Genomic DNA, 24,521 nt, shown 5'->3' with positions numbered 1-24,521 from the left:
ACTGCATAAAACGGTTCGGCCACCGGAGGGGTGGCCGGCTACGGCGTATCAGACCAGCGCGGCATCCGCAGCGTAGGCGTGCTTGAGCAGCTCGGTGAAACGCTCGAAAGCGGCCACTGCACCGCGTTCGGCAGCCGCTTCCTCTTCAGGCGAGAGCGCCAGGCCATCGAGGATGCGGGTGAACTGCTTCCAGCCTTCGGCACGGCCACCGGCGGGCTCGCCCAGGTGACGGGCACCGAAGCTGTCGGACAGTTCCAGGGCCACGGCACGCTTGATCAGAAACGCAGCGCCCAGTTTGGAGCCTTCGGAGACGAAGATCCAGCCCATTGCCTCGCCCAGGCTCGGCTTGCCCATGGCGCCCGGCACGGCGGCCGGTACTTCGGTGTCGAGGTCGGCGAGGTCCAGGCGGGCCTGGTCGGCACGGCAACGCTCAGCCAGGTCAGGGACGATGGCGATCAGTTGAGGGTCGTTGTACAGGGCCTGCAGCTCGGACTGGAACAGGTATTGCGCGACGACGAAGCGGGCGAAACTTTCGCGGCTGTCGAAAGGCGCGTGGGATTTGACCAGGGCATCCAGCTCGGCGTGCGGGGCGTGGGTGATCTGGTTCAGGCGTTGGGAGCGCAGGGCTGGGCGTTCGGTCATGGGGCAGTCCTTGGAGAGGGGGCGTCTAGATACAAGACGAAACAGCGGGGGCGGGACAGTAAAAAAGGTTTTTTTCAGATTGGTTATTGCAGCGCCTGAGAGATCGAGCGCCGCCCGCGCGGCGCATCGCGAGCGAAGCTCGCTCCTACATCTGTTTCGGGCCAATAACACCTGTGACCGCGCGCGCGACCGCCTTGTTGGTTCGACACAATACAGAGTCGGACACCAAGGGGCCGCGCGCATAAGGCGCAGGAATAACTGGCCCGAAACAGATGTAGGAGCGAGCTTCGCTCGCGATGCGCCGCGCGGGCGGCGCTCGATCTCACAACCAATGCACATTTAAAGCGATCAGATATCCCAAACCACATTGATACCGAAGTTGCGCCCCGGCATGGTAAGCCGGTCGATGTTGGCCGGCTGAGTCACAGCCGCCTCACCCTGGCCGTCGTAGCTGCGCACCGAATCCCACTGCCAGTACTTCTTGTCGGTAAGGTTGTACAGCCCGGCATTGATGGTGATGTCGTCGGTGACCTTGTAGTAGCCGGTCAGGTCCAGCACGCCGTAGCCCGGGGTGCGGAACTTCGAGGTAGAACCGTCAGGCGAATAGAAGGTGCTGTCGTCGACGCGGGTCTTGCGCTTGACCAGCGTCCAGCTCAGCAAGCCGCCGTAGTTCTGCTGCTCGTAGCCCAGGCCGAATACGCCCTTGAGCGGGTTGACACTGTTCAACGGTTGACCGGTGTCATCGTTACGACCATAGGTGTAGGCAATCGAGCTTTGGGCATAGAGGCCCTGCGGTGCGCCGAAGTGGTCGAGGTTCAGGCGGCCCTTGAATTCGGCACCCTTGATGGTGGCGTGCTTGATGTTGTTGGCCTGGAAGGTCTGCTCCAGGTTGGCGCTTTGCACGGCATCTTCGTCGATGAAATCACGGTACTTGTTGTAGAACACTGCCACGTCGAAGTTGCCGGCGTCGAAGTTGCCACGCAGGCCGGTTTCATAGCTTTTGCTCTTTTCAGGCTCGAGGTCCGGGTTGCCCTCCACGCGGTAGCCTTGGTCCAGGTTCTGGAAGCGGCCATACATGGCTTTGGCGGTCGGAGTGCGGAAACCCTCTGCATACTGGCCGTACCAGGTGTAATTGTCGTTGAAGGCGTAGGTCAGGCCGAACTTGGGCGAGACGCGGTGCCACTTCTTGTCCGAATCGTCCTGGGCGGTAGGCGCCGTACCGCTGGACTCCAGACCACGCAAGAATTCCTCGGTGAATTTGGGTTCCATACGGGTGTAGTCGTAGCGCGCGCCGGGCATGAAGGTCCAGTTGTTCCAGCGGATTTCATCCTGCGCGAACAGGCTGTAGGTATTCACGGTCGGGTCCGGGAAGTCGCTGACCAAGGCCTGTCCGTCACGCGCGCTGTCTTGTCCGATGGCGGTACAGGTACCACCGATGTTCAGGCAAGTGCCGGTGCCACTACGTGAACCCGTGACTTTCTCCTGTTTGAGTGTGGTGCCGTAGGTGAGCAGGTGGTCGGTTTGGCCGATGCTGAAGGCCTTGTCCAATTGGGCGTCGAATACCCACTGGCGATCCTTGTAGGTCGTCTGCCGGTCCCGAAACACTTGGCGTCCCGAGGCGACATACAGCTCATCGGTGCGTTGGTCGGTCTTCGCGATCTGGTAGTTGAGGCTCCATTTGACGTGATCTGCGACCACGCTATCGAGGTCGAATTCATGATTGAGACCGAAGCGTTCACGGGTGATCGTGTCGTTGCCTTGGCGCATGCGGTACGAGTTCATGCCACCGAAGCCGGGGATGAACGGCCCACCCACTGCGCTGAGGATGTTCTGGTCGCGGTCATCCTTGTAGCGCTCGTAGGTGAACGCCAGGCGCGCGTCGTCGGCGTAGTTCCAGCCCAGCTTGGCCAGCACGTTGGTGGTGCGCACGTCCATCGGGTTGGCCTCGGTGCGTGACAGGCCGTCGCCACTGTGGCTGCCGTGGGTTTCGGTCTCGTGGCCGTTGCGCTGGCTGAGATGCAGCAGGCCGTCGAAATTACCCTGGCGGCCGGCGACGGTGGCGGAGGTCAGCCAGCTTTCGTCGGCCGAGCTGTAGCCGGTTTTCAGGCGTGCACCCACGTCTTTGCCGGGCTTGATGATGTCGTCCGGGTCGAGGGTGAAGTAGCTCACCGCACCGCCGATGGCGTTGCTGCCATACAACACCGAGGCCGGGCCGCGGAGGATTTCCACACGCTTGACGATTTCCGGGTCGACATAGTTGCGCTGGGTCTGGGCGTAGGGGCCGTAGAAGAAGCTGTCGGGGATCGACACGCCGTCGACTTGGGTGAGGATCCGCTCGCCGTCGATACCCCGGATGTTGTAGCCGTTCAGCCCGCTGCGTTGGCCGGTTCCGGATACCGACACCCCCGGTTCGTAGCGCACCAGATCCTGGATATTGTTCACGTTCTGCCGGTCCAGTTGCTCACGGGTCTGCACGCTGACAGTGCTCGGCACCTGGCTGACGTCCTGTGCGCTGCGGGTGGCGCTGACGGTCACCTGCTGCAGGGCGATCACGTTGCTTGCGGTTTGGCGCTCCAGTACCACATTGCCGTTGCTGATCTTGCGAAAACTCAGCCCGGTACCCCGCAACAGGCGCTTGAGGGCAGCATCTGGCGGCAGCGAACCCTGTACGCCTGGCGAAGCCACGCCGTCGGCCAGCTCGGCGCTGAAGCCGACCTGCCAGCCGGTGACCTGGCTGAAGGCGTTGATCGCCGACACCAGCGGTTGCTGGCCGATGCTGAAGCGGTAGTCGCCCATACGCGGGCTGCTGGCCTGGGCCGGCTCGGCGGCCAGCGCCGGTAGGCTGCAGGCACCGCTTGCGAGCAGGGCAAGGGTCAACAGGGACAGTTGTCCTGTACGGCGGGGAAGGTTGGACGAGCGGGTAGGACCAGTGGACATCGGAAGCGCTCCCAGACGCGCGGGCTGTTATAGGTGATGGCTGTTCTCGTTCTCAAACAAGAATCAGTTGCATTGGCTATAACGAGACGGGCGGCCGAGTGCGATCGCGTAAAAATAATTCAGGGTTAGTTCAGGATGACCAGCGCCGGGTACTCATGCAGCTGTGCCGAGGTGATGTGGGCCAGTGCGCGCAGGGTTTCCAGCGGCTGGTCGAGGCGGTAGTTACCGGTGACGGCAACGTGCTCCAGCTGCGCATTGCGGTTGATGATCCAGCCCGGGTAGTACCGCTGCACTTCGGCCAGTACCTGGTTCAACGGACAGTTCTCGAACACCAGGCGGCCGTCGATCCAGGCCAGGTCCTTGTGCATGTCGGGGCGCTGGCGCGGGCCAAAGCCCTGGGGGCCGACGCTGATGCTGTCGCCGGCACTCAGGCGGATGCGCTGGTCGCGCTCCCCCTGCAGGTCGACATCGCCGCGTTGCACCCGCACCTGGGCTTCGCCGTCAAGGTAGCGCACGGCAAAGTCGGTGTCGCGCACCTGTGCGCGCAAAGGCCCGGCTTTCACTTCCAGCGGCAGCTGCGCGCCGTCGGGAACCTGGAAATAAGCCTCGCCCTGCAGCAGGCGGGCGACCTGGTGGCCGTCCTGGCGTTCGCTGGTAAATGCCGAATTGGTGTTGAGCAGCACTTTTGCGCCGTCTTCCAGTTGCAGGCGCTGGCGCTCGCCGACCACGGTAAGGTGGTCCGCCTGCAGGCGCATGGGCAGGTTACCGACGGTGAACAGCCCGACCAGCAGCAGCGCTGCGGTGGCCAGGGGTTTCCAGTGGCTGCGCAGGCGCCCGCGCCATGAACGGCGTTGTTGCTGGTGCATCTGTGTGGCCACTTGATGCAATGGCGTACCGTTCCACAGTGCCTCGGCCTCGACATAGGCCTCGGCGTTTTCTGGCGCGGCGCTCAGCCAGGCTTCAAAGGCCTGGGTGTCTGCGGCATCCGCGCATTGCAGGCGCACCAGCCAGTCCAGCGCCTCGTCCATGGCACGAGCACGGGCGCTAGGCCGGGCAAGTGACGGGCGAGGGGCAGGGCTGTCGGTCACGGTGAATCCTTGAATGGTTTTTTGCGAATGATCAAGGCTAAGACGGGGTGTGGCAAGGGCTTTGCCTTGCTGTTCGCCTGCGGTCAGCTTACTTGAGTCGATCGGCAACACCCATGCAGATTGCCATGATCAGTTTCAGTTCCTTTTGTACCGTGCTGGGCGAAACACTCAGTTGTTCGGCGATTTCCAGATAGGTGGCGCCATGCAGGCGGCTAAGGATGAAAATGCGCTGTTGGCGTTCGCTCAGTTGATTGAGGCTGACGCTGAGGTGCTTGAGCAACTGCTCGGCGTGGGCGGCATCCTCGCTGCTGGTGGCGGGCGCGGCCACACTGTGCAGCACTTCGTCGGGCACGTCGTCGACCAGCATGCGTGCCTGCACCCGGCGTGCGCGCAGGTGGTCCAGCGCCAGGTTGCGCGCGGTCTGAAACACGAACGGCTCGATGTGCTCGATGGGCCGCTCGCCCAGCGCGCGGGACACCCGCAGGTAGGTTTCCTGCAGCAAGTCTTCGGCCGTGCTGGGGTTACCGACCATGCGCTGCAGGGTACGCAGCAGGGTTAAGCGCTGAACGAGGAAGACGGAGTTGAACCGGGACTGACTCACGGGGGGACCTGGCCGACGAAAGGTTAATGATAATGCTTATCATCCGTGCGGCAGGTCAAGTGTGGAATTATCAGGAAAAGGTAAAGATTGTGAGTCTGCGGGCGCTTGGCGGTGGATTTTCTGTGTATTTGAAATCGAGCGCCGCCCGCGCGGCGCATCGCGAGCAAGCTCGCTCCTACATTTGTTTCGGGCCAATTATGCCTGTGGGATTTGCGCGCGAACGCCCTGGCGTATGGCTCGATATCGCGTCGTACAAACAAGGCGGTCGCGCGCCAGTGGCACAGGATGGACTGGCCCGAAACAAATGTAGGAGCGAGCTTGCTCGCGATGCGCCGCGCGGGCGGCGCTCGATTTCATAGGCGCCGAAAATGCCTTGTCATGCTCAGCCAGCCCGGCACAACGCCAAACAGTTATCCAGCATCCGGTTGCTGAACCCCCATTCGTTGTCATACCAGGCCAGCACCTTGAGCATCCGCCCGTTGGCGCGGGTATGGTTGGCATCGAAGATCGACGACAGTGGGTTGTGGTTGAAATCGCAGGAAACCAATGGCAGGGCGTTGTAGCCCAATACCTTGGAATGCTTGCTGGCCTCGAGGAACAGCTGGTTGACCTGCTCGGCCGTGGCTTCGCGCTTGAGGTTGACAGTGAGGTCCACCAGCGACACGTTGATGACGGGCACCCGCACCGCCATGCCGGTCAGCTTGCCGGCCAGCTCCGGCAGCACCAGGCCCACGGCCTCGGCGGCACCGGTCTTGCTCGGGATCATCGACTGGGTGGCTGAACGCGCGCGGTACGGGTCGCTGTGGTACACGTCAGTCAGCACCTGGTCGTTGGTGTAGGCGTGGATGGTGGTCATCAGGCCTTGCTCGATGCCGAACTCCCGGTGCAGCACCTGGGCGATCGGTGCCAGGCAGTTGGTGGTGCAGGAGGCATTGGAAATGACCTGGTGCGAGGCGCGCAGGATATCGTGGTTGACCCCGTATACCACGGTGGCATCGGCACCCTTGGCCGGTGCCGAGACAATCACCTTGCCCGCCCCGGCGGCCAGGTGCGCAGCAGCTTTGGCGCGGTCGGTGAACAGCCCGGTGCATTCGAACACCACGTCGATCGCCTCGGCCTTCCAGGGCAGTTCGGTCGGATTGCGGATGGCACTGACCGCGATACGGTCACCGTTGACCGTCAGGCTTTCGTGGTCGGCCTCGACGGTCGCGTCAAAGATGCCGTGGACACTGTCGTACTTGAGCAGGTGGGCATTCATGGCGCTGTCGCCCAGGTCGTTGATGGCGACGACCTGCAGGTCCTGGCGGTAGCCTTGGGTATACAGTGCGCGCAGGACATTGCGCCCGATTCGGCCGAATCCATTGATGGCGATGCGAAGGGTCATGGCAGTACCTCTGGCAGTTCGAGTGAAACCTGTGGCACAAAGGAGCTTCACTGAAACGGTTTTGTTGTTGGAATTACAAGATTATTCACTGGCTGATAGAAAACAAGCCTTTTTAGTGGCAGTATTTTGTTTAAATATACAACGAGTGGTTGGGCGTCGTGCCTCCACCGATGCAGCGGGCTCCTAATCATGAGCCTAGGCCGCAATCGTTTGGAGGGGAAATGCCCGGTAAACCGCCCTTACAATTAGCCTGGAGTCCAGTACATGCATCCGCGCATCCTTGAGGTCACCCAGCGGCTGGTCGAACGCAGCCGAGCCACCCGCGAACGTTACCTGCAGCTGATTCGTGGCGCGGCCAGTGAAGGCCCCATGCGTGCCAGCCTGCAGTGCGCCAACTTCGCCCACGGCGTGGCCGGTTGCGGCAGCGAAGACAAGCAGACTCTGCGCCTGATGAACGCGGCCAACGTGGCCATCGTCTCGGCTTACAACGACATGTTGTCTGCCCACCAGCCGTACCTGCATTTTCCCGAGCAGATCAAGCAGGCCCTACGCGAGGTCGGTTCGGTCGGCCAGTTTGCCGGTGGCGTGCCGGCCATGTGCGACGGTGTGACCCAGGGCGAGCCGGGCATGGAGCTGGCTATCGCCAGCCGTGAAGTGATCGCGATGTCCACGGCGGTAGCGCTGTCGCACAACATGTTCGACGCAGCACTGATGCTGGGCATCTGCGACAAGATCGTCCCCGGCCTGATGATGGGCGCGCTGCGCTTCGGCCATCTGCCGACCATCTTCGTCCCGGGCGGGCCGATGGTTTCCGGCATCTCCAACAAGCAGAAGGCCGATGTGCGCCAGCGCTATGCCGAAGGCAAGGCCAGCCGCGAAGAGCTGTTGGAGTCCGAAATGAATTCTTACCACAGCCCCGGCACCTGCACCTTCTACGGCACCGCCAACACCAACCAGTTGGTGATGGAAGTGATGGGGCTGCACCTGCCGGGCGCCTCGTTCGTCAACCCGTACACGCCGCTGCGTGACGCACTCACCGCCGAGGCTGCGCAGCAGGTGACGCGCATGACCAAGGCCAGCGGCAGCTTCATGCCGCTGGGCGAAATCGTCGACGAGAAGGCGCTGGTCAACTCCATCGTCGCGCTGCACGCTACCGGCGGCTCGACCAACCACACCCTGCACATCCCGGCGATCGCCCAGGCTGCGGGTATCCAGCTGACCTGGCAGGACATGGCCGACCTTTCCGAAGTGGTGCCGACCCTGTCGCACGTGTACCCCAACGGCAAGGCCGACATCAACCACTTCCAGGCTGCCGGCGGCATGGCCTTCCTGATTCGTGAGCTGCTCGACGCTGGCCTGCTGCACGAAGATGTCAACACCGTGGCCGGCCATGGCCTGCGCCGCTACACCCAGGAACCCTTCCTCGACGATGGCAAGCTGGTGTGGCGCGAAGGACCGCAACAGAGCCTGGACGAAAGCATCCTGCGCCCGGTGTCGCGGCCATTCTCGGCCGAAGGCGGCCTGCGGGTGATGGAAGGCAACCTGGGCCGTGGCGTGATGAAAGTGTCTGCCGTCGCCCCCGAGCACCAGGTGGTCGAGGCTCCGGCGCGGGTGTTCCAGGACCAGCAGTCGCTGGCCGACGCGTTCAAGGCCGGCGAACTGGAGCGCGACTTTGTCGCGGTGGTGCGCTTCCAGGGCCCGCGTTGCAATGGCATGCCGGAACTGCACAAGCTCACCCCGTTCCTCGGTGTGCTGCAGGACCGTGGCTTCAAGGTTGCGCTGGTTACCGACGGGCGCATGTCCGGTGCCTCGGGCAAGATCCCCGCGGCCATTCACGTTTGCCCGGAGGCTTACGACGGCGGCCCGCTGGCGCGGGTGCGCGATGGTGATATTGTGCGAGTCGACGGTGTCGAAGGCACGTTGCGGATCATGGTGTCGGCCGAAGAACTGGCCAGCCGTGAGCTGCCGCCTGCGCCCCAGGGCAACGACCTGGGGTGTGGGCGCGAGCTGTTCGGCTTCATGCGCATGGCGTTCAGCCCGGCAGAGCAGGGCGCCAGTGCCTTTACCTCGGCCCTGGAGCACCTAAAATGAAGCACCTGCTGGTTGGTGATATTGGCGGCACCAATGCCCGTTTTGCGTTGTGGCGTGACAACCAGCTGCATGAAGTAAATGTTTTCGCCACCGCGGACTACACCAACCCCGAGCAGGCCATCGAGGCCTACCTGGAAAGCCAAGGTATCGCCCGTGGTGGCCTGGCGGCGGTGTGCCTGGCGGTGGCCGGCCCGGTCGATGGCGATGAATTCCGCTTCACCAACAACCACTGGCGCCTGAGCCGCACGGCATTTTGCAAGACCTTGCAGGTCGAGCGACTGTTGCTGATCAATGATTTCACCGCGATGGCGCTGGGCATGACCCGTCTGCGCGAAGGGGAGTTCCGCGAGGTGTGCCCCGGCCAGGCCGACCCCTCGAGGCCGGCACTGGTGATCGGCCCAGGTACTGGCCTGGGGGTGGGCTCGTTGCTGCGTCTGGGCGAACAGCACTGGAAGGCCCTGCCGGGTGAAGGCGGGCATGTTGACCTGCCGGTGGGCAATGCTCGCGAAGCGGCAATCCACCAACAGATCCACAGTCAGATCGGTCATGTCAGCGCCGAGGCCGTGCTCAGTGGTGGTGGCCTGGTGCGGCTGTACCAGGCGATCTGTGCGCTGGACGGTGACACGCCCAGGCACAAGACCCCGGCGCATATCACCGATGCGGCACTGGGCGGTGAGCCAAGGGCGCTGGCGGTGGTCGAGCAGTTCTGTCGTTTCCTTGGGCGAGTGGCTGGTAACAATGTGCTGACGCTGGGCGCGCGAGGCGGGGTCTATATTGTTGGCGGTGTGATTCCGCGCTTTGCCGAGCTGTTCCTGCGTAGCGGGTTTGCTGCGAGTTTTGCCGACAAGGGGTGTATGAGTGGCTATTTTACCGGGGTGCCGGTGTGGCTGGTGACGGCGGAGTTTTCCGGGTTGGAGGGGGCCGGGGTAGCGTTGCAGCAGGCGTTGGATCACTGATGGGGCCACTTGGCGGCCCCGATGGCAATACCCGACAGCAGGCAAAAAGACCTGCAATCAACAAGAGGAAAGACCACCTTGAGCACTGCCGGCAAATCGATCCTGATGGTCGACGACGACCAGGAAATCCGTGAACTGCTGCAAACCTACCTGAGCCGCTCCGGCTTTCAGGTACATGCCGAGGCTGACGGCAAGGGCTTTCGCCGTGCACTGGAAACCACGCCCTGCGACCTGGTCATTCTTGACGTCATGTTGCCCGACGAAGACGGCTTCAGCTTGTGCCGCTGGGTACGCCAGCACCCACGCCAGGCGCGCGTACCTATCATCATGCTCACCGCCAGCTCCGACGAGGCCGACCGGGTCATCGGCCTGGAGCTGGGCGCTGACGACTATCTGGGCAAGCCGTTCAGCCCCCGCGAACTGCAAGCGCGAATCAAGGCCCTGCTGCGCCGCGCTGAGTTCGGTCACGCCGCGCCGGGTAGTGCGGTGCTGGCCTTCGACGATTGGCGCCTGGACACGGTCAGCCACCGCCTGTTCCATCACGACGGTGAAGAGGTGATTCTTTCCGGTGCCGACTTCGCCCTGCTCAAGTTGTTCCTCGACCATCCGCAGCAAATTCTCGACCGCGACACCATCGGCAACGCCACCCGTGGCCGCGAACCGATGCCGCTGGATCGTATCGTCGACATGGCGGTCAGCCGTCTGCGCCAGCGCCTGCGCGATACCGACAAACCTCCCCGGCTGATCCGCACCGTGCGTGGCAGTGGCTACTTGTTGGCGGCGCATGTCTGCAGTGCACCCTGAGCGGCGCTGGCGCCTGCTGCCGCGCTCGCTACTGGGGCGCATGTTGCTGCTGACCCTGCTGGTGGTGCTGCTGGCCCAGGGCTTGTCGAGCATCATCTGGGTTGCCCAGTTGCGTGCCAGCCAGTTGCAGGGTCTGCGCGCCAGCGCCAGCAGCCTGGCCCATTCGATGAGCGCGAGTGTCAGTTACTTCCGCTCGCTGCCGGTCGCCTATCGGCCAATGGTGCTCGACCAACTGCGCAGCATGGGGGGCACGCGTTTTTTCGTGTCACTCAATGCCAGGCCGCTGGACATGCCGTTACTGCCTGACACCCCACGCAAGCAGGCAGTGATCGATGTGTTCCAGCAGGTGCTGCACGAGCGCCTGGGTTCGCAGATGGAAGTTTCCGTGGCGTTCGTCGCCCCCGACGACCTGCGTATCTTCAACAGTGGTCTGAAGCTCGATGAGTTGCCGCGCTCCTGGGCGCATTACTCGCTGACTCTGGAACCACTCAACCCGCCGGTGCTGGTGACGCAGATCCGTCTGGGTGAGGGGGAGTGGTTGTACATCGCCTCGTTGCTGCCCGAACCCTATACCAGCCTGGAGGCCGAACGCCTGCCTCGGCAGCAGATTGGTTTCATCGTGCTCACCACAACCTTGCTGCTGCTGTTCATCGGCCTGCTGGTGCACTGGCAAAGCTGGCCGCTCAAACGGCTGGCGCGGGCCGCGCGGGAAATGTCGCTGGGCGCCGATGTGGCGCCGTTGGCTGAAGCGGGTGGCAGTGAAGTGGTCGAGGTTAGCCGGGCGTTTAACAGCATGCGTGAGCGAATCAGCCGCTACCTGACCGAACGCAGCCAGTTGTTCAGCGCCATTTCCCACGACCTGCGCACGCCAATCACCCGCTTGCGCCTGCGTGTCGAACTGCTGGAGGACGAGCGCCTTCAGGCCAAGTTCAGTCAGGATCTGGATGAGCTGGAGTTGCTGGTCAAAGGCGCCTTGCAGTGCGTAAAGGACACCGACATCCACGAAAACATCGAGCCGGTCGACCTCAACCAGGTGCTGGAGATTCTGGCCGAGCCTTATCTGGGCGATGGTCGCATCACCGTCGAGGGTCAGGCGCTGGCGCCTTACCCGGGCAAGCCGCTGGCATTGCGTCGCTGCATCGGCAACCTGATCGACAACGCCATCAAGTACGGCGAACGGGCGCGGCTGCGCATCATCGACGGGGCGGAGGGCTTTGTGCTGCAGGTGGATGACCAGGGGCCCGGGGTGCCGCAGCAGCAGCTGGAACAGGTGTTCGAGCCGCATTTCCGTCTGGCCGGGCAGCAGCAGGGTTATGGCCTGGGGTTGGGCATTGCGCGCAACATCGCCCATAGCCATGGGGGCGAGGTGAGCTTGCTGAATCTGCGCGAGGGTGGGCTGCGGGTGACCCTCTATCTGCCGCGGGGTATGGATTGAGTTTTTGGGGTGCCTGTGTGGGCCTCTTCGCGGGCAAGCCCGCTCCCACAGGTACAGCGTAAACTTGGAAGGCTGTGCGGTCTTTGTGGGAGCGGGCGCGCCCGCGAAGAGGCCAATACAGGCAGGCGAAATGTCACTGCCCGGTGACAATCCCGCCGTCCTTCGTGACATCCGCCATGACCCCTCTGGCTAGAATTCGCAAATGACTGGCAAGGATCAAGCTGGCCCATGACCTCCCTCAACCTGTCCGCTGACAGCTGGCTCAATGCCCCGGCCCACAACGCCTGGCGCTTGGCCGAAGCACAGCGCCTGCTGGCCTTTGCCAAGGCCGCGAAACTACCCGACGGTTTCGGCAATCTGGATGCCAACGGGCAACTCGCCCCTGGTGCCCGTGCCGAAACCATGAACACCGCCCGCATGACCCATTGCTTCGCCTTGGCCCATCTGCAGGGCATCCCTGGCAGCCTGGCCTATGCCGAGCACGGTGTGGCAGCACTGCGCGGTGCCATGCAGGATGCCACCCACGGCGGTTGGTTCGCCCACCCTGGCGGCCACGACGATAGCGGCAAGGCGGCGTACCTGCATGCCTTCGTCGCGCTGGCCGCCAGCTCGGCGGTGGTGGCCGGCGTTGTCGACGCCAATACGCTATTGGCAGACGCAATCCAGGTGATCGAAGCGCATTTCTGGAGCGAAGAAGAAGGTGCCCTGCGGGAAGCCTTCTCCCACGCCTGGCAGCTCCCCGAGCCGTACCGGGGCGCCAACAGCAACATGCACGCGACCGAGGCCTTTCTGGCCTTGGCAGATGCCACCGGCAACGGCCTGTGGCTGCAACGCGCCCTGCGAGTTGCCGAACGCATCATCCATGGCCATGCTGCCGCCAACGGTTATCGGGTGATCGAACATTTCGATGCCCATTGGCAACCGCTGCCGGATTACAACCTCGAACACCCCACCGACCCCTTCCGGCCTTATGGCACTACACCCGGGCATGCCCTGGAGTGGGCGCGGTTGCTGCTGCACCTGGAAGCCAGCCTTGAACGGGCCGGCTTGTGCGCCCCGCAATGGTTGCCGGACAGTGCCCGCGCATTGTTCGACACAGCCTGCCAACAGGCTTGGAACGTCGATGGCGAACCGGGTTTCGTCTACACCCTGGACTGGGCTGATCGCCCGGTGGTGCATGCACGACTGCACTGGGTGCACGCCGAGGCCTGCGCCGCTGCGGCAGCCCTGTTGCAACGCACCGGCGAGGCGCATTACGAACAGTGGTACCGCTGCTGCTGGGGCTTTATCGCCAATCATTTCATTGACCCCATTCGCGGCAGCTGGCACCACGAACTCGATGCGCACAACCAGCCGGCCGGTACCCTCTGGCCGGGCAAGCCCGACCTCTATCACGCCTACCAGGCGCTGCTGTTGCCAGGTTTGCCCCTGGCACCCAGTCTGGCCAGTAACCTGGGCGGCAATGTAACCAAACGATGACATTCACGCATCGCTTCGTTACCTGACGAGGCGAGCGCGCTGTTTAGACTTCATGCAACGCAAGCGATCGACTTGCACGGCATAACAACAAGAAAGGTGCCTCGATGAATTCCACGCTCCGTTTCGCTGCCGCAATTTCCTTTGCCTCCTTGATCCCCCTGGGTGCCCAGGCTGCTGACGCCAAAGGCAGCGTCGAAGTGGTGCACTGGTGGACCTCCGGTGGTGAAAAAGCGGCGGTCGATGTGCTCAAGGCCCAGGTCGAAAAAGACGGCTTCATCTGGAAGGACGGCGCCGTCGCCGGTGGCGGTGGTGCCACGGCCATGACCGTGCTGAAGAGCCGCGCCGTCGCAGGCAACCCGCCCGGTGTCGCGCAGATCAAAGGCCCCGACATCCAGGACTGGGCGGCCACCGGCTTGCTCGACACCGATGTGCTCAAGGATGTGGCCAAGGACGAAAAGTGGGACTCGCTGCTCGACAAGAAAGTGGCCGACACCGTGAAGTACGACGGTGACTACGTTGCCGTACCGGTGAACATCCACCGCATCAACTGGCTGTGGATCAACCCCGAAGTGTTCAAGAAGGCCGGCATCGACAAGGCGCCCGCCACCCTCGACGAATTCTACGCCGCCGCCGACAAGCTCAAGGCTGCCGGTTTCATCCCGCTCGCCCATGGTGGCCAACCCTGGCAGGACAGCACCGTGTTCGAAAGCGTGGTGCTGTCGGTGATGGGCGTCGATGGCTACAAGAAGGCCTTGGTCGACCTCGACAACACGGCCCTGACCGGCCCGGACATGGTCAAGGCGCTGACCGAGCTGAAGAAGGTCGCCACCTACATGGACCCGGACGGCAAGGGCCAGGACTGGAACCTGGAAGCCGCCAAGGTCATCAACGGCAAGGCCGGCATGCAGATCATGGGCGACTGGGCCAAGAGCGAATGGACCCTGGCGAAGAAAACCGCCGGCAAGGATTACCAGTGCGTGCCGTTCCCCGGCACCGACAAGGCTTTCCTGTACAACATCGACTCGCTGGTGGTGTTCAAGCAGAACAACGCTGGCACCTCTGCTGGCCAGCAGGACATCGCCCGCAAGGTGCTGGGTGAGGACTTCCAGAAGGTCTTCAGCACCAACAAGGGCTCGATCTCGGTACGCAACGACATGCTTGCCGACATGGGCAAGTATGGTTTCGATGCCTGTGCTCAAACCTCTGCCAAGGACTTCCTGGCCGACGCCAAAACTGGCGGCCTGCAACCGAGCATGGCGCACAACATGGCCACCACGCTGGCCGTGCAGGGCGCGTTCTTCGATGTGGTGACCAACTACATCAACGACCCCAAGGCCGACCCGGCCGATGCGGCGAAGAAGCTGGCGGCGGCGATCAAGGCTGCCCAGTAACGGCTGTTCGCGGGCACGCCCGCTCCCACATGGGCCCTGCTCACCACAGTTCCTGGTCATGACGCCGGACCTGTGGGAGCGGGCTTGCCCGCGAAGCGGTGCGTAGCACCGCCACTACCTCGGGATTCAATACATGAGCACAACCACAGCCCAACTGCGGGCCTCACCCCTGGACGCGCTTCAGCGCTGGCTGCCCAAGCTGGTGCTGGCACCCAGCATGTTCATCGTCCTGGTGGGCTTCTACGGCTACATCCTCTGGACCTTCGTGCTGTCCTTCACCACCTCGACCTTTCTGCCCACCTACAAGTGGGCGGGCCTTGCGCAATACGCCCGTCTGTTCGACAACGACCGCTGGTGGGTGGCGAGCAAGAACCTGCTTCTGTTCGGCGGCCTGTTCATTGCCATCAGCCTGGCCATCGGTGTGTTGCTGGCGGTGCTGCTGGACCAGCGCATCCGCCGTGAGGGCTTCATTCGCACCATTTACCTGTACCCCATGGCGTTGTCGATGATCGTCACCGGCACTGCGTGGAAATGGCTGCTCAACCCCGGCATGGGCCTGGACAAGCTGTTGCGTGACTGGGGCTGGGAGGGCTTTCGCCTGGACTGGCTGATCGACCCTGACCGGGTCGTGTACTGCCTGGTGATCGCCGCCGTGTGGCAGGCCTCGGGCTTTATCATGGCGATGTTCCTCGCCGGCCTGCGCGGCGTTGACCAATCGATCATCCGCGCCGCACAGATCGACGGTGCCAGCTTGCCGCGCATCTACTGGACTGTAGTGCTGCCCAGCCTGCGCCCAGTGTTCTTCAGCGCGCTGATGATCCTCTCGCACATTGCCATCAAGAGCTTCGACCTGGTGGCGGCAATGACGGCCGGCGGCCCGGGTTACTCGTCCGACCTGCCAGCAATGTTCATGTATTCGTTCACCTTCAGCCGCGGCCAGATGGGCATAGGCTCGGCCAGCGCCATCCTCATGCTCGGGGCGATCCTGGCGATCCTCGTGCCTTACCTGTACTCGGAGCTGCGGAGCAAACGCCATGCATAGTCCTGTCGACAAGCCGGTGCTCAGCCTCAGCCGTATGGCCATCCATGCCGTGTTGCTGATCGCCGTGCTGCTGTATCTGGTGCCGCTGGTGGTGATGCTGCTGACCAGCTTCAAGACCCCCGAAGACATCAGCACCGGCAACCTGCTGAGCTGGCCTGCGGTGATTACCGGCATAGGCTGGGCCAAGGCCTGGGCAGCGGTCAGCGGTTACTTCTGGAACTCGATCATGATCACCGTGCCAGCGGTGTTGATCTCCACCGCTATCGGTGCACTGAACGGCTATGTGCTGTCGATGTGGCGCTTTCGGGGTTCGCAACTGTTCTTCGGCCTGCTGCTGTTCGGCTGCTTCCTGCCGTTCCAGACCGTGCTGCTGCCGGCCTCGTTCACCCTCGGCAAGCTTGGCCTGGCCAGCACCACCAGCGGCCTGGTGCTGGTGCATGTGGTCTACGGCCTGGCCTTCACCACGCTGTTCTTCCGCAACTTCTACGTGAGCATCCCCGACGCGCTGGTCAAGGCCGCACGGTTGGACGGTGCCGGGTTCTTCACCATCTTCCGCCGCATCATCCTGCCGATGTCCACGCCGATCATCATGGTCTGCCTGATCTGGCAGTTCACCCAGATCTGGAACGACTTCCTGTTCGGCGTGGTGTTCTCCAGCGGCGATTCGCAACCGATCACCGTAGCCCTGAACAATCTGGTCAATACCAGCACCGGGGCCAAGGAATACAACGTCGACATGGCGGCAGCGATGATCGCTGGCCTGCCAACCCTGCTGGTCTATGTGGTGGCAGGCAAATATTTCGTGCGCGGGCTGACGGCCGGCGCGGTCAAGGGGTAAGCCATGGCAACGCTCGAACTTCGCAATGTGAACAAAACCTACGGCAGCGGCCTGCCGGACACCCTCAAGGACATCCAGCTGTCGATCAAGGATGGCGAGTTCCTGATCCTGGTGGGGCCGTCGGGCTGCGGCAAGTCGACCCTGATGAACTGTATCGCCGGCCTGGAGCAGATCACCGGCGGCGCCATCCTCATCGACGAGCAGGACGTCAGCGGCATGAGCCCCAAGGACCGCGATATCGCCATGGTGTTCCAGTCCTATGCGCTGTACCCCACCATGAGTGTGCGCGAGAACATCGAGTTCGGCCTGAAGATCCGCAAGCTGCCCCAGGCCGCCATCGACGAGGAAGTGGCGCGGGTGGCCAAGTTGCTGCAGATCGAACACTTGCTGGCGCGCAAGCCGGCGCAGCTGTCCGGCGGCCAGCAGCAGCGCGTGGCCATGGGCCGGGCACTGGCGCGGCGACCCAAGATCTACCTGTTCGATGAACCCCTGTCCAACCTCGATGCCAAGCTGCGGGTCGAAATGCGCACCGAAATGAAGTTGATGCACCAGCGCCTGAAGACCACCACGGTGTACGTCACCCATGACCAGATCGAGGCCATGACCCTGGGCGACAAGGTGGCGGTGATGAAGGACGGCATCATCCAGCAGTTCGGCACCCCGCAGCAGATCTACAACGACCCGGCCAACCAGTTCGTGGCCAGCTTCATCGGTTCGCCGCCGATGAACTTCATTCCGGTGCGTCTGGCCAGGCACGATGGCCGCTTGCTGGCGATGCTCGACAGCGGCCAGGCACGCTGCGAGCTGCCTTTGGGGTTGGCTGCTGACGAGCTGGAGGGGCGCGAGATCATCCTCGGCATCCGCCCTGAGCAGATCGCCCTGGGCGCTGCTGACGGCAATGGTTTGCCGGGTATCCGCGCCGAGGTGCAGGTCACAGAGCCCACTGGGCCGGACCTGCTGGTGTTCGTCACGCTCAACCAGACAAAAGTGTGCTGCCGCCTTGCACCGGATGTGGTGTGCCGGGTGGGTGACACCCTCAACCTGCAATTCGACCCGGCCCGGGTGCTGCTGTTCGACGCCGACAATGGCGAGCGCCTGCACCTGGCCAGCACTGGCGCAACTGCAAAGGACAACGTGGCTCACTTCAAAGGCCGTTGACTCGTCTACACCATCAATAAGAAAAAAGAGGACGCAAAGGGATGGAACAGCGCAAACGCATCAAGACACTGGGATCGTTGGCCTTGCTTGCACTTGTAGGCAGCAGCGGTACACAGGCTGCCGAGGCTTTTTCCAGCGAATCAAAATGGATGACCGGCGACTGGGGCGGCACCCGGACCGAGCTGCTGGACAAGGGCTATGACTTCACCCTCGATTATGTGGGCGAGGTGGCTGGCAACCTGCATGGCGGCTACAACGACGACAAGACCGCACGCTACAGCGACCAGTTCGCCCTCGGCGCGCATCTGGACTTGCAGAAGATACTGGGCTGGCATGATGCCGAGTTCAAGCTGGCAATCACCGAGCGAAGCGGTCGCAACCTGTCCAACGACCGCATCAGCGACCCGCGCGCCGGGCCGTTCAGCTCGGTGCAGGAGGTGTGGGGCCGTGGCCAGACCTGGCGCCTGACCCAGATGTGGATCAAGCAGAAGTACTTCGACGGCGCACTGGACGTGAAATTTGGCCGCTTTGGCGAGGGCGAGGACTTCAACAGCTTCCCTTGCGACTTCCAGAACCTGGCCTTCTGCGGCTCGCAGGTGGGCAACTGGGTGGGCGGCATCTGGTACAACTGGCCGGTCAGCCAGTGGGCGCTGCGGGTGAAGTACAACATCACCCCGGAGTTCTTCGTACAGGTCGGGGCCTTCGAGCAGAACCCTTCCAACCTGGAAACCGGAAACGGCTTCAAGCTCAGCGGCAGTGGTACCAAGGGTGCGATCTTGCCGGTGGAAGCGGTGTGGTCGCCCAAGGTCAATGGCCTGCCGGGCGAGTACCGCCTGGGTTACTACTACAGCACGGCCAAGGCTGACGATGTGTTCGACGACGTCAACGGCAACCCGCAGGCGCTGACAGGTGAAGCCTTCAAGTCGCACTCCAGCAAGCACGGATGGTGGGTGGTGGCGCAGCAGCAGGTCACCGCCCACGGCGGCGACGTCAACCGTGGCCTCAGCCTGTTCGCCAACTTTACCGTGCATGACAAGGCCACCAACGTGGTCGACAACTACCAGCAGGTGGGGTTGGTCTACAAAGGCGCTTTCGACGCTCGGCCCAAAGATGACATCGGCTTCGGTGTTGCGCGTATTCATGTGAATGACGACGTGAAGAAGCGCGCCGAGTTGCTCAACGGCCAGAGCGGCATCAACGATTACGACAACCCTGGTTTCGTGTTGCTGCAGCGCACCGAGTACAACGCAGAGCTCTACTACGGCTTCCACGTTACCAACTGGCTGACCGTGCGGCCTAACCTGCAGTACATCAAGAGCCCTGGCGGGGTGGACGAGGTGGATAACGCGCTGGTCGCTGGCTTGAAGATTCAGTCGTCATTCTGAGGGCACTTGTTGTAAATTTACGCCAATCCATTTTCGGTTCTCGGCACCCACTGGTCTGCAGTGGGTGTCGGGGATAGGCCGAGACAGCGCTATCTCGAACAACAAGAGCTCTGAACCATGCCCGAACATCCGCTCCATCGCTTCTTTTCCTCGCAGCGGCCACGGCCGACATTCGAATGGGAGCGTTACCAGCAGCGCGATGTGCTGATCATCGATCACCCCCGTTGCCAGGCGGTGTTCAGCCGCCAGGGCGCGCAGTTGCTGCACTTTCAACCGGCGGGTGAACGGCCGTGGCTGTGGTGCGCCGAACAGTGGCCGCAGGTGGGGGCGATCCGTGGTGGTGTACCGGTGTGCTGGCCCTGGTATGGCTGCCATCCCAGCGAAGACCTGTGGCCGGACCATGGCTGGGCGCGGCTGCTGGACTGGAAACTGGTGGACAGCCGTGAGGACGAGGAGGGCGTGACCCTGAAATGGCGGCTGGACCTGTGCGACTGGCAGGTCGACTTGCACGCCCGGCTAGGTAGCCGTATGGAGCTGAGCCTGAGCACCGAACATCAGGACAGCGAACCCTGCCAGCTGAGCCATGCGCTGCTGGCGTACTGGCGCATCAGTGATGTGTCCGAGATAGCGCTGTCCGGGCTGGAAGACATTGAAGGCTACGACCGCCTCAACCGCCAGGCTTGCCGTGAAGATGGCGCGCTGAAGCTCAAGGGCGGCTGTCAGAAGGTCTACCCCGGTACGCCACGGGTGCAATTGCAGGACCCGGCCTGGCAGCGCGAACTGTGCATCGACACCGGTGACAGCGACGACACCGTGGTCTGGCACCCTGGCAATCGCCCGCTGATGGGGGTGACTGGCCGCGAGTCGCAGCGTTTTGTCTGCGTCGAGGCGACCAGCGGCAGTGGCGAAGGCCTGAGCCTGGCGCCTGGGCAGCGTGCGCACCTGCGTTTGCAGGCGCACCGGCTCAATTGAGTTCGTCGTCCTCGATCGGGTAGCGGCTGGCGTTGAGGCTTTCCTTGATCTTGCGCAGGTGGGGCTGGAAGTCCACGCCGCGGCGCAGGGTCATGCCGGTGGCCAGCACATCGAGCACGGTCAGCTGGATGATCCGCGAGGTCATCGGCATGTAGATGTCGGTATCTTCCGGCAGCGGGATGTGCAGGCTCAGGCTGCAGGCATTGGCCAGTGGCGAGCCTGCGGCGGTCAGGCCCAGCACCGAAGCGCCGTTTTCACGCGCCACGCGCGCCACTTCGACCAGTTCGCGGGTGCGCCCGGTGTAGGAAATGATCACGAACAGATCGCCGGTGTGGGCGACCGAGGCCAGCATGCGCTGCATCAGTACATCGGCGTGGGCCGACACGGCCAGGTTGAAGCGGAAGAACTTGTGCTGCGCATCCAGGGCCACCGGGGCCGAGGCTCCGAGGCCGAAGAAGTGAATCTGCCGGGCCTGGATCATCATGTCCACGGCGCGGCTGACCTGCTGCGGGTCCAGTTGCTGGCAGGCGCTGTCAAGCGAGGCGATGGCGCTGGCGAAGATTTTCTGGGTGTAGGCGGCCGGGTCATCGTCGGCCTCCACCGCGCGGCTGACATAGGCGGCACCACTGGCCAGGCTCTGCGCCAGTTGCAGCTTGAGTTCGGGGTAGCCGCTGACGCCGAACGAGCGGCAGAAGCGGTTGACGGTCGGTTCGCTGACCTTGGCCGCCTGGGCCAACGCAGCGATGCTGAAACGGGTGGCTTGTTGCGGGTTGAGCAGGATGACTTCGGCGACTTTGCGTTCGGCCTTGTTCAGCTCGTCGAGGCGGCCCTGGATCTGTTCCAGGAGGTTTCGCACGCGGTCCATGGGTGTGTCCTTGGGTCGGGAAGACAGCCGGCTGTGAGATCAGCAGGCTTTTTGCACGGTCGTCTATCGTACTGTCGGTGCGGTTGGCGTACCACTTGTCTGTAACACTAGTGTGTAATGTTGTGGTTTTTACTACATTATCCCTTGAAAACCGTGTGTGAAAGCGGTATTCCTAGACCAACTTTAGGAAAGAACCAACATCATGGCTGCAATCAGTGTCGAACCTTGCACCTTTGCCCTGTTTGGCGCCCTCGGCGACCTGGCATTGCGCAAGCTGTTTCCTGCGCTCTACCAGCTCGACCGGGCCAACCTGTTGCACCCGGACACCCGCCTGCTAGCCCTGGCCCGCGAGGCCGGCAGTGCGCAGGAGCACCTGGACAGCATCGAAGCCCACCTGCGCCGGCACGTGCCCGAGGCAGATATCGAGCCTGCCGCGCTGGGTCGCTTCCTCGCCCGCCTGAGTTACCAGCATCTGGACTTCCTTCAGCCCGAGGGCTATCAGGCCCTTGCCGAGCAACTGCCGGGTGAGCTGCCGCTGATCGCCTACTTCGCCACGGCGGCGGCGGTGTATGGGGCCATCTGCGAAAACCTCGACAAGGTCGGGCTGGCTGCGCGCACCCGGGTAGTGCTCGAGAAACCTATTGGCCACGACCTGGAGTCGTCGCGCCGGGTCAACGATGCCGTGGCGCGGTTCTTCCCTGAAAGCCGGGTCTATCGCATCGACCACTACCTGGGCAAAGAGACGGTGCAGAACCTGATTGCCCTGCGCTTCGCCAACAGCCTGTTCGAAACCCAGTGGAACCAGAATTCCATCTCCCATGTGGAGATTACCGTGGCGGAAAAGGTCGGTATCGAGGGCCGTTGGGGCTATTTCGACAAGGCCGGCCAGCTGCGCGACATGATCCAGAACCACCTGCTGCAGTTGCTGTGCCTGATCGCCATGGACCCGCCCAGCGAACTGTCCGCCGATGCTATTCGTGACGAGAAGGTGAAAGTGCTAAAGGCCCTCGCACCGATCACCGGCGACGGCCTGAGCACCAGTGTGGTGCGCGGCCAGTACATTGCCGGCTACAGCGAAGGCAAGCCGGTGCCTGGTTACCTGGAAGAAGACAACGCCAACGCCCAGAGCGACACTGAAACCTTCGTCGCCCTGCGCGCCGACATCCGTAACTGGCGCTGGTCGGGCGTGCCGTTCTACCTGCGAACCGGCAAGCGCATGCCGCAAAAACTGTCGCAGATCGTCATTCACTTCAAGGAAACGCCGCACTACATCTTCGCCCCGGAACAGCGTTTGCAGATCGGTAACAAGCTGATCATCCGCCTGCAACCGGACGAAGGCATTTCTTTACGGGTGATGACCAAGGAGCAGGGCCTGGACAAGGGCATGCAACTGCGCAGTGGCCCATTGCAGCTGAATTTTTCCGATGCCTGGCGCAGTGCAAGAATTCCGGATGCCTACGAGCGGCTGTTGCTCGAAGTGATGCGCGGCAACCAGAACCTGTTCGTGCGCAAGGACGAAATCGAGTATGCCTGGAAGTGGTGCGACCAGTTGATCGCCGGCTGGCGTAATGCGGGCGACGCGCCCAAGCCATACGCGGCGGGCTCCTGGGGGCCGATGAGCTCGATTGCACTGATCACACGCGATGGGAGGGCGTGGTATGGGGATATCTGAATTGAAACTGCCAGCGGCCGTGAAGGCTCATGAACTGGCGGATGCCAAGGCACTGTCCGTGTCCTTGGCTCATGATGTGGCTGAGCGCCTGCGTGGCGCGATTGCCGCCAAGGGGCAGGCCTGTGTGGTGTTGTCTGGCGGTCGCAGCCCGGTGCCTTTCCTGGAGAAGCTGGCCAGCGAGCACCTGGACTGGTCCAAGGTCATCGTCAGCCTGGCTGATGAGCGCTGGGTGCCGGTAGAGCACGCCGACAGCAATGCCGGCCTGCTGGTCCGCCACCTGTTGAAGGGCGCAGCGGCCAAGGCCCGTTTCGTTGGCCTGTATCAGCAGGCGGAGAACCTCGATGCAGCTGCGCTCAAAGCTGACCAGGCCTTGGCCGAGCTACCGCCGATCGACGTGCTGGTGCTGGGCATGGGCGACGATGGCCATACCGCCTCGCTGTTCCCCGCCAGTCCCAACCTGGAAGCAGGCCTGGACCCGGCCGGCCCACGCCGCTGCCTGCCGTTGCTGGCGCCGAGCGTGCCGCACCAGCGCCTGTCGATGACCCGTTCGCTGCTGGCCAGTGCTGCCTTCATCGCGCTGTCTGTGCAAGGCCAGAGCAAACTCGCTACCCTGCGCGCCGCGCTGGCGGGCAACGACCTTACTGAAATGCCGATTCGCGCTTTTCTTCACGACCCCCTGGACATCTACTGGTGCCCATGAGCCAAGGATCCACAGTCATGACCACCCTTGAACGCCCACAGCCCAAGCTCTCGATGGCTGATAAAGCCGCGCGGATCGACGCCATTTGCAAAAATGCGCGCATCCTGCCGGTAATCACCATTGCTCGTGAGGAAGACATCCTGCCGCTGGCTGACGCCCTGGCCGCCGGCGGCATCCGTACCCTGGAAGTGACCCTGCGCTCACAGCATGGCCTCAAGGCCATTCAGGTGCTGCGCGAGCAGCGCCCGGAGCTATGTGTCGGCGCTGGTACCGTGCTCGACCGCAGCATGTTCGCAGCGGTTGAGGCTGCGGGCGCGCAGTTCGTCGTTACCCCAGGCATTACCCAGGACATTCTCGAGGCGGGGGTGGACAGTGAAATCCCGCTGTTGCCGGGCATCAGTACGCCGTCCGAAATCATGATGGGCTATGCCCTGGGCTACCGCCGGTTCAAGTTGTTCCCGGCGGAGATCAGCGGCGGCGTAGCGGCGATCAAGGCCTTTGGTGGCCCGTTCGGCGATATTCGTTTTTGTCCTACCGGTGGTGTAAACCCGGCCAACGTGCGCAACTACATGGCACTGCCAAACGTGATGTGCGTGGGGGGGACCTGGATGCTCGACAGCAGCTGGATCAAGAACGGTGACTGGGCGCGGATCGAAGCGTGCAGTGCTGAGGCGATGTCACTGCTGGACGCCAACTGAATCAGTTGTGTGCTTTACGGCTTATGGGGCGCTTGGTCGGCGCCCTTTTTTTTGCCTGGGATATTTGCATTGGTTGTGCTGGCCGTTTCGCGGGTAAACCCGCTCCTACACACTGATCTGCGGTAGACGCACCGGTGGGGTGGACACAGGCCGTTGTAGGAGCGGGCTTACCCGCGAATGGGCCGGGCCTGCTGGCCAATATCCCTGGCCGTTCACCGTTGCCGTGGCCTCCGTATTCGCGGGTAAACCCGCTCCTACACCTGATCGGTGGTGGACACACACACATTGGTGATTGGGCGCAGGCCGTTGTAGGAGCGGGTTTACCCGCGAAAGGGCCAGCCCAGGCCAACAAAAAAGCCCGCATCAAACGATGCGGGCTTTCT

At 62.9% G+C, this 24,521-nt stretch carries 21 protein-coding genes; 15 read left to right on the top strand and 6 right to left on the bottom strand.

Going from position 1 to position 24,521, the window contains the following annotated elements; translation table 11 throughout:
- Positions 1 to 48 precede the first annotated feature (48 nt).
- The 4 genes from INQ47_RS12465 to INQ47_RS12450 form a co-directional block, all read right to left on the bottom strand.
- Entirely contained in the window at positions 49 to 642 is a 594-nt protein-coding gene (locus INQ47_RS12465) for a biliverdin-producing heme oxygenase (RefSeq protein WP_404701791.1), read from the bottom strand.
- 348 nt (positions 643 to 990) lie between these two features.
- Entirely contained in the window at positions 991 to 3,579 is a 2,589-nt protein-coding gene (locus INQ47_RS12460; RefSeq protein ID WP_404701790.1) for a TonB-dependent receptor, read from the bottom strand.
- Between the two features lie 125 nt (positions 3,580 to 3,704).
- Entirely contained in the window at positions 3,705 to 4,667 is a 963-nt protein-coding gene (locus INQ47_RS12455) for a FecR family protein (protein WP_404701789.1), read from the bottom strand.
- 88 nt (positions 4,668 to 4,755) lie between these two features.
- Entirely contained in the window at positions 4,756 to 5,268 is a 513-nt protein-coding gene (locus INQ47_RS12450) for an RNA polymerase sigma factor (RefSeq protein ID WP_021781899.1), read from the bottom strand.
- A gap of 32 nt (positions 5,269 to 5,300) precedes the next feature.
- Between INQ47_RS12450 and INQ47_RS12445 the strand changes: the two genes are divergently transcribed.
- A complete protein-coding gene (locus INQ47_RS12445; RefSeq protein WP_338444616.1) occupies positions 5,301 to 5,627 on the top strand; it encodes a hypothetical protein in 327 nt (108 codons plus the stop codon).
- A 23-nt stretch (positions 5,628 to 5,650) separates the two neighbouring features.
- Here the strand turns inward: INQ47_RS12445 and gap are convergent, their stop codons facing one another.
- Positions 5,651 to 6,652: a type I glyceraldehyde-3-phosphate dehydrogenase gene (gene gap / locus INQ47_RS12440; RefSeq protein WP_404701788.1), complete on the bottom strand. Its 1,002-nt coding sequence runs from the start codon at positions 6,650 to 6,652 to the stop codon at positions 5,651 to 5,653.
- Between the two features lie 264 nt (positions 6,653 to 6,916).
- Between gap and edd the strand changes: the two genes are divergently transcribed.
- The 11 genes from edd (at position 6,917) to INQ47_RS12385 (ending at position 20,203) form a co-directional block, all read left to right on the top strand.
- Complete coding sequence (edd, locus tag INQ47_RS12435) at positions 6,917 to 8,743, top strand: phosphogluconate dehydratase (protein WP_176683705.1); 1,827 nt, start codon at positions 6,917 to 6,919, stop codon at positions 8,741 to 8,743.
- Positions 8,740 to 9,699, top strand: coding sequence for a glucokinase (locus INQ47_RS12430; protein WP_004575645.1), 960 nt, complete (start codon positions 8,740 to 8,742; stop codon positions 9,697 to 9,699). The genes edd and INQ47_RS12430 overlap by 4 nt, the downstream gene beginning before the upstream one ends.
- A gap of 78 nt (positions 9,700 to 9,777) precedes the next feature.
- Positions 9,778 to 10,503, top strand: coding sequence for a two-component system response regulator GltR (gene gltR, locus INQ47_RS12425; protein ID WP_176683703.1), 726 nt, complete (start codon positions 9,778 to 9,780; stop codon positions 10,501 to 10,503).
- Complete coding sequence (locus tag INQ47_RS12420) at positions 10,484 to 11,938, top strand: ATP-binding protein (protein WP_209967787.1); 1,455 nt, start codon at positions 10,484 to 10,486, stop codon at positions 11,936 to 11,938. Before gltR ends, INQ47_RS12420 begins: the two co-directional genes overlap by 20 nt.
- 228 nt (positions 11,939 to 12,166) lie before the next feature.
- Positions 12,167 to 13,417, top strand: coding sequence for an AGE family epimerase/isomerase (locus INQ47_RS12415; protein ID WP_404701787.1), 1,251 nt, complete (start codon positions 12,167 to 12,169; stop codon positions 13,415 to 13,417).
- Positions 13,418 to 13,521: 104 nt separating this feature from the next.
- A complete protein-coding gene (locus tag INQ47_RS12410) occupies positions 13,522 to 14,808 on the top strand; it encodes an ABC transporter substrate-binding protein (RefSeq protein WP_404701786.1) in 1,287 nt (428 codons plus the stop codon).
- Positions 14,809 to 14,941: 133 nt separating this feature from the next.
- Entirely contained in the window at positions 14,942 to 15,850 is a 909-nt protein-coding gene (locus INQ47_RS12405; protein WP_021781907.1) for a carbohydrate ABC transporter permease, read from the top strand.
- Positions 15,843 to 16,688, top strand: coding sequence for a carbohydrate ABC transporter permease (locus tag INQ47_RS12400; protein ID WP_103470107.1), 846 nt, complete (start codon positions 15,843 to 15,845; stop codon positions 16,686 to 16,688). Before INQ47_RS12405 ends, INQ47_RS12400 begins: the two co-directional genes overlap by 8 nt.
- A 3-nt stretch (positions 16,689 to 16,691) precedes the next feature.
- Entirely contained in the window at positions 16,692 to 17,846 is a 1,155-nt protein-coding gene (locus tag INQ47_RS12395) for an ABC transporter ATP-binding protein (protein ID WP_209967782.1), read from the top strand.
- 41 nt (positions 17,847 to 17,887) lie between these two features.
- Positions 17,888 to 19,231 (top strand): carbohydrate porin, encoded by a 1,344-nt coding sequence (locus INQ47_RS12390; RefSeq protein WP_404701785.1) that lies wholly within the window; start codon positions 17,888 to 17,890, stop codon positions 19,229 to 19,231.
- A gap of 117 nt (positions 19,232 to 19,348) precedes the next feature.
- On the top strand, positions 19,349 to 20,203 hold the full coding sequence (locus tag INQ47_RS12385; RefSeq protein WP_103463202.1) for a D-hexose-6-phosphate mutarotase: 855 nt from the start codon (positions 19,349 to 19,351) through the stop codon (positions 20,201 to 20,203).
- On the opposite strand, the gene hexR is transcribed toward INQ47_RS12385, so the two are convergent.
- A complete protein-coding gene (gene hexR, locus INQ47_RS12380) occupies positions 20,196 to 21,059 on the bottom strand; it encodes a MurR/RpiR family transcriptional regulator (RefSeq protein WP_209969915.1) in 864 nt (287 codons plus the stop codon). The two genes, INQ47_RS12385 and hexR, sit on opposite strands and share 8 nt — an antisense overlap.
- A gap of 211 nt (positions 21,060 to 21,270) precedes the next feature.
- Between hexR and zwf the strand changes: the two genes are divergently transcribed.
- From zwf to INQ47_RS12365, 3 genes are read left to right on the top strand one after another with little or no spacing between them, the layout of a single operon-like run.
- Positions 21,271 to 22,740, top strand: a complete 1,470-nt coding sequence (gene zwf / locus INQ47_RS12375; RefSeq protein WP_252458931.1) for a glucose-6-phosphate dehydrogenase — start codon at positions 21,271 to 21,273, stop codon at positions 22,738 to 22,740.
- Positions 22,727 to 23,440, top strand: a complete 714-nt coding sequence (gene pgl, locus INQ47_RS12370) for a 6-phosphogluconolactonase (protein ID WP_209967778.1) — start codon at positions 22,727 to 22,729, stop codon at positions 23,438 to 23,440. Before zwf ends, pgl begins: the two co-directional genes overlap by 14 nt.
- 17 nt (positions 23,441 to 23,457) lie before the next feature.
- Positions 23,458 to 24,138 carry a bifunctional 4-hydroxy-2-oxoglutarate aldolase/2-dehydro-3-deoxy-phosphogluconate aldolase gene (locus INQ47_RS12365; protein WP_404701784.1) on the top strand — a complete coding sequence of 227 codons (681 nt, stop codon included), beginning with the start codon at positions 23,458 to 23,460 and terminating at the stop codon, positions 24,136 to 24,138.
- The last annotated feature ends 383 nt before the right edge of the window (positions 24,139 to 24,521 follow it).

It is taken from the genome of Pseudomonas sp. 3HC3 (genome assembly GCF_044904505.1).
Classification (GTDB): domain Bacteria; phylum Pseudomonadota; class Gammaproteobacteria; order Pseudomonadales; family Pseudomonadaceae; genus Aquipseudomonas; species Aquipseudomonas putida_Y.
The sequence above is the reverse complement of the archived record's forward strand: the minus strand, read 5'-3'. Positions and strand labels throughout refer to the sequence as shown.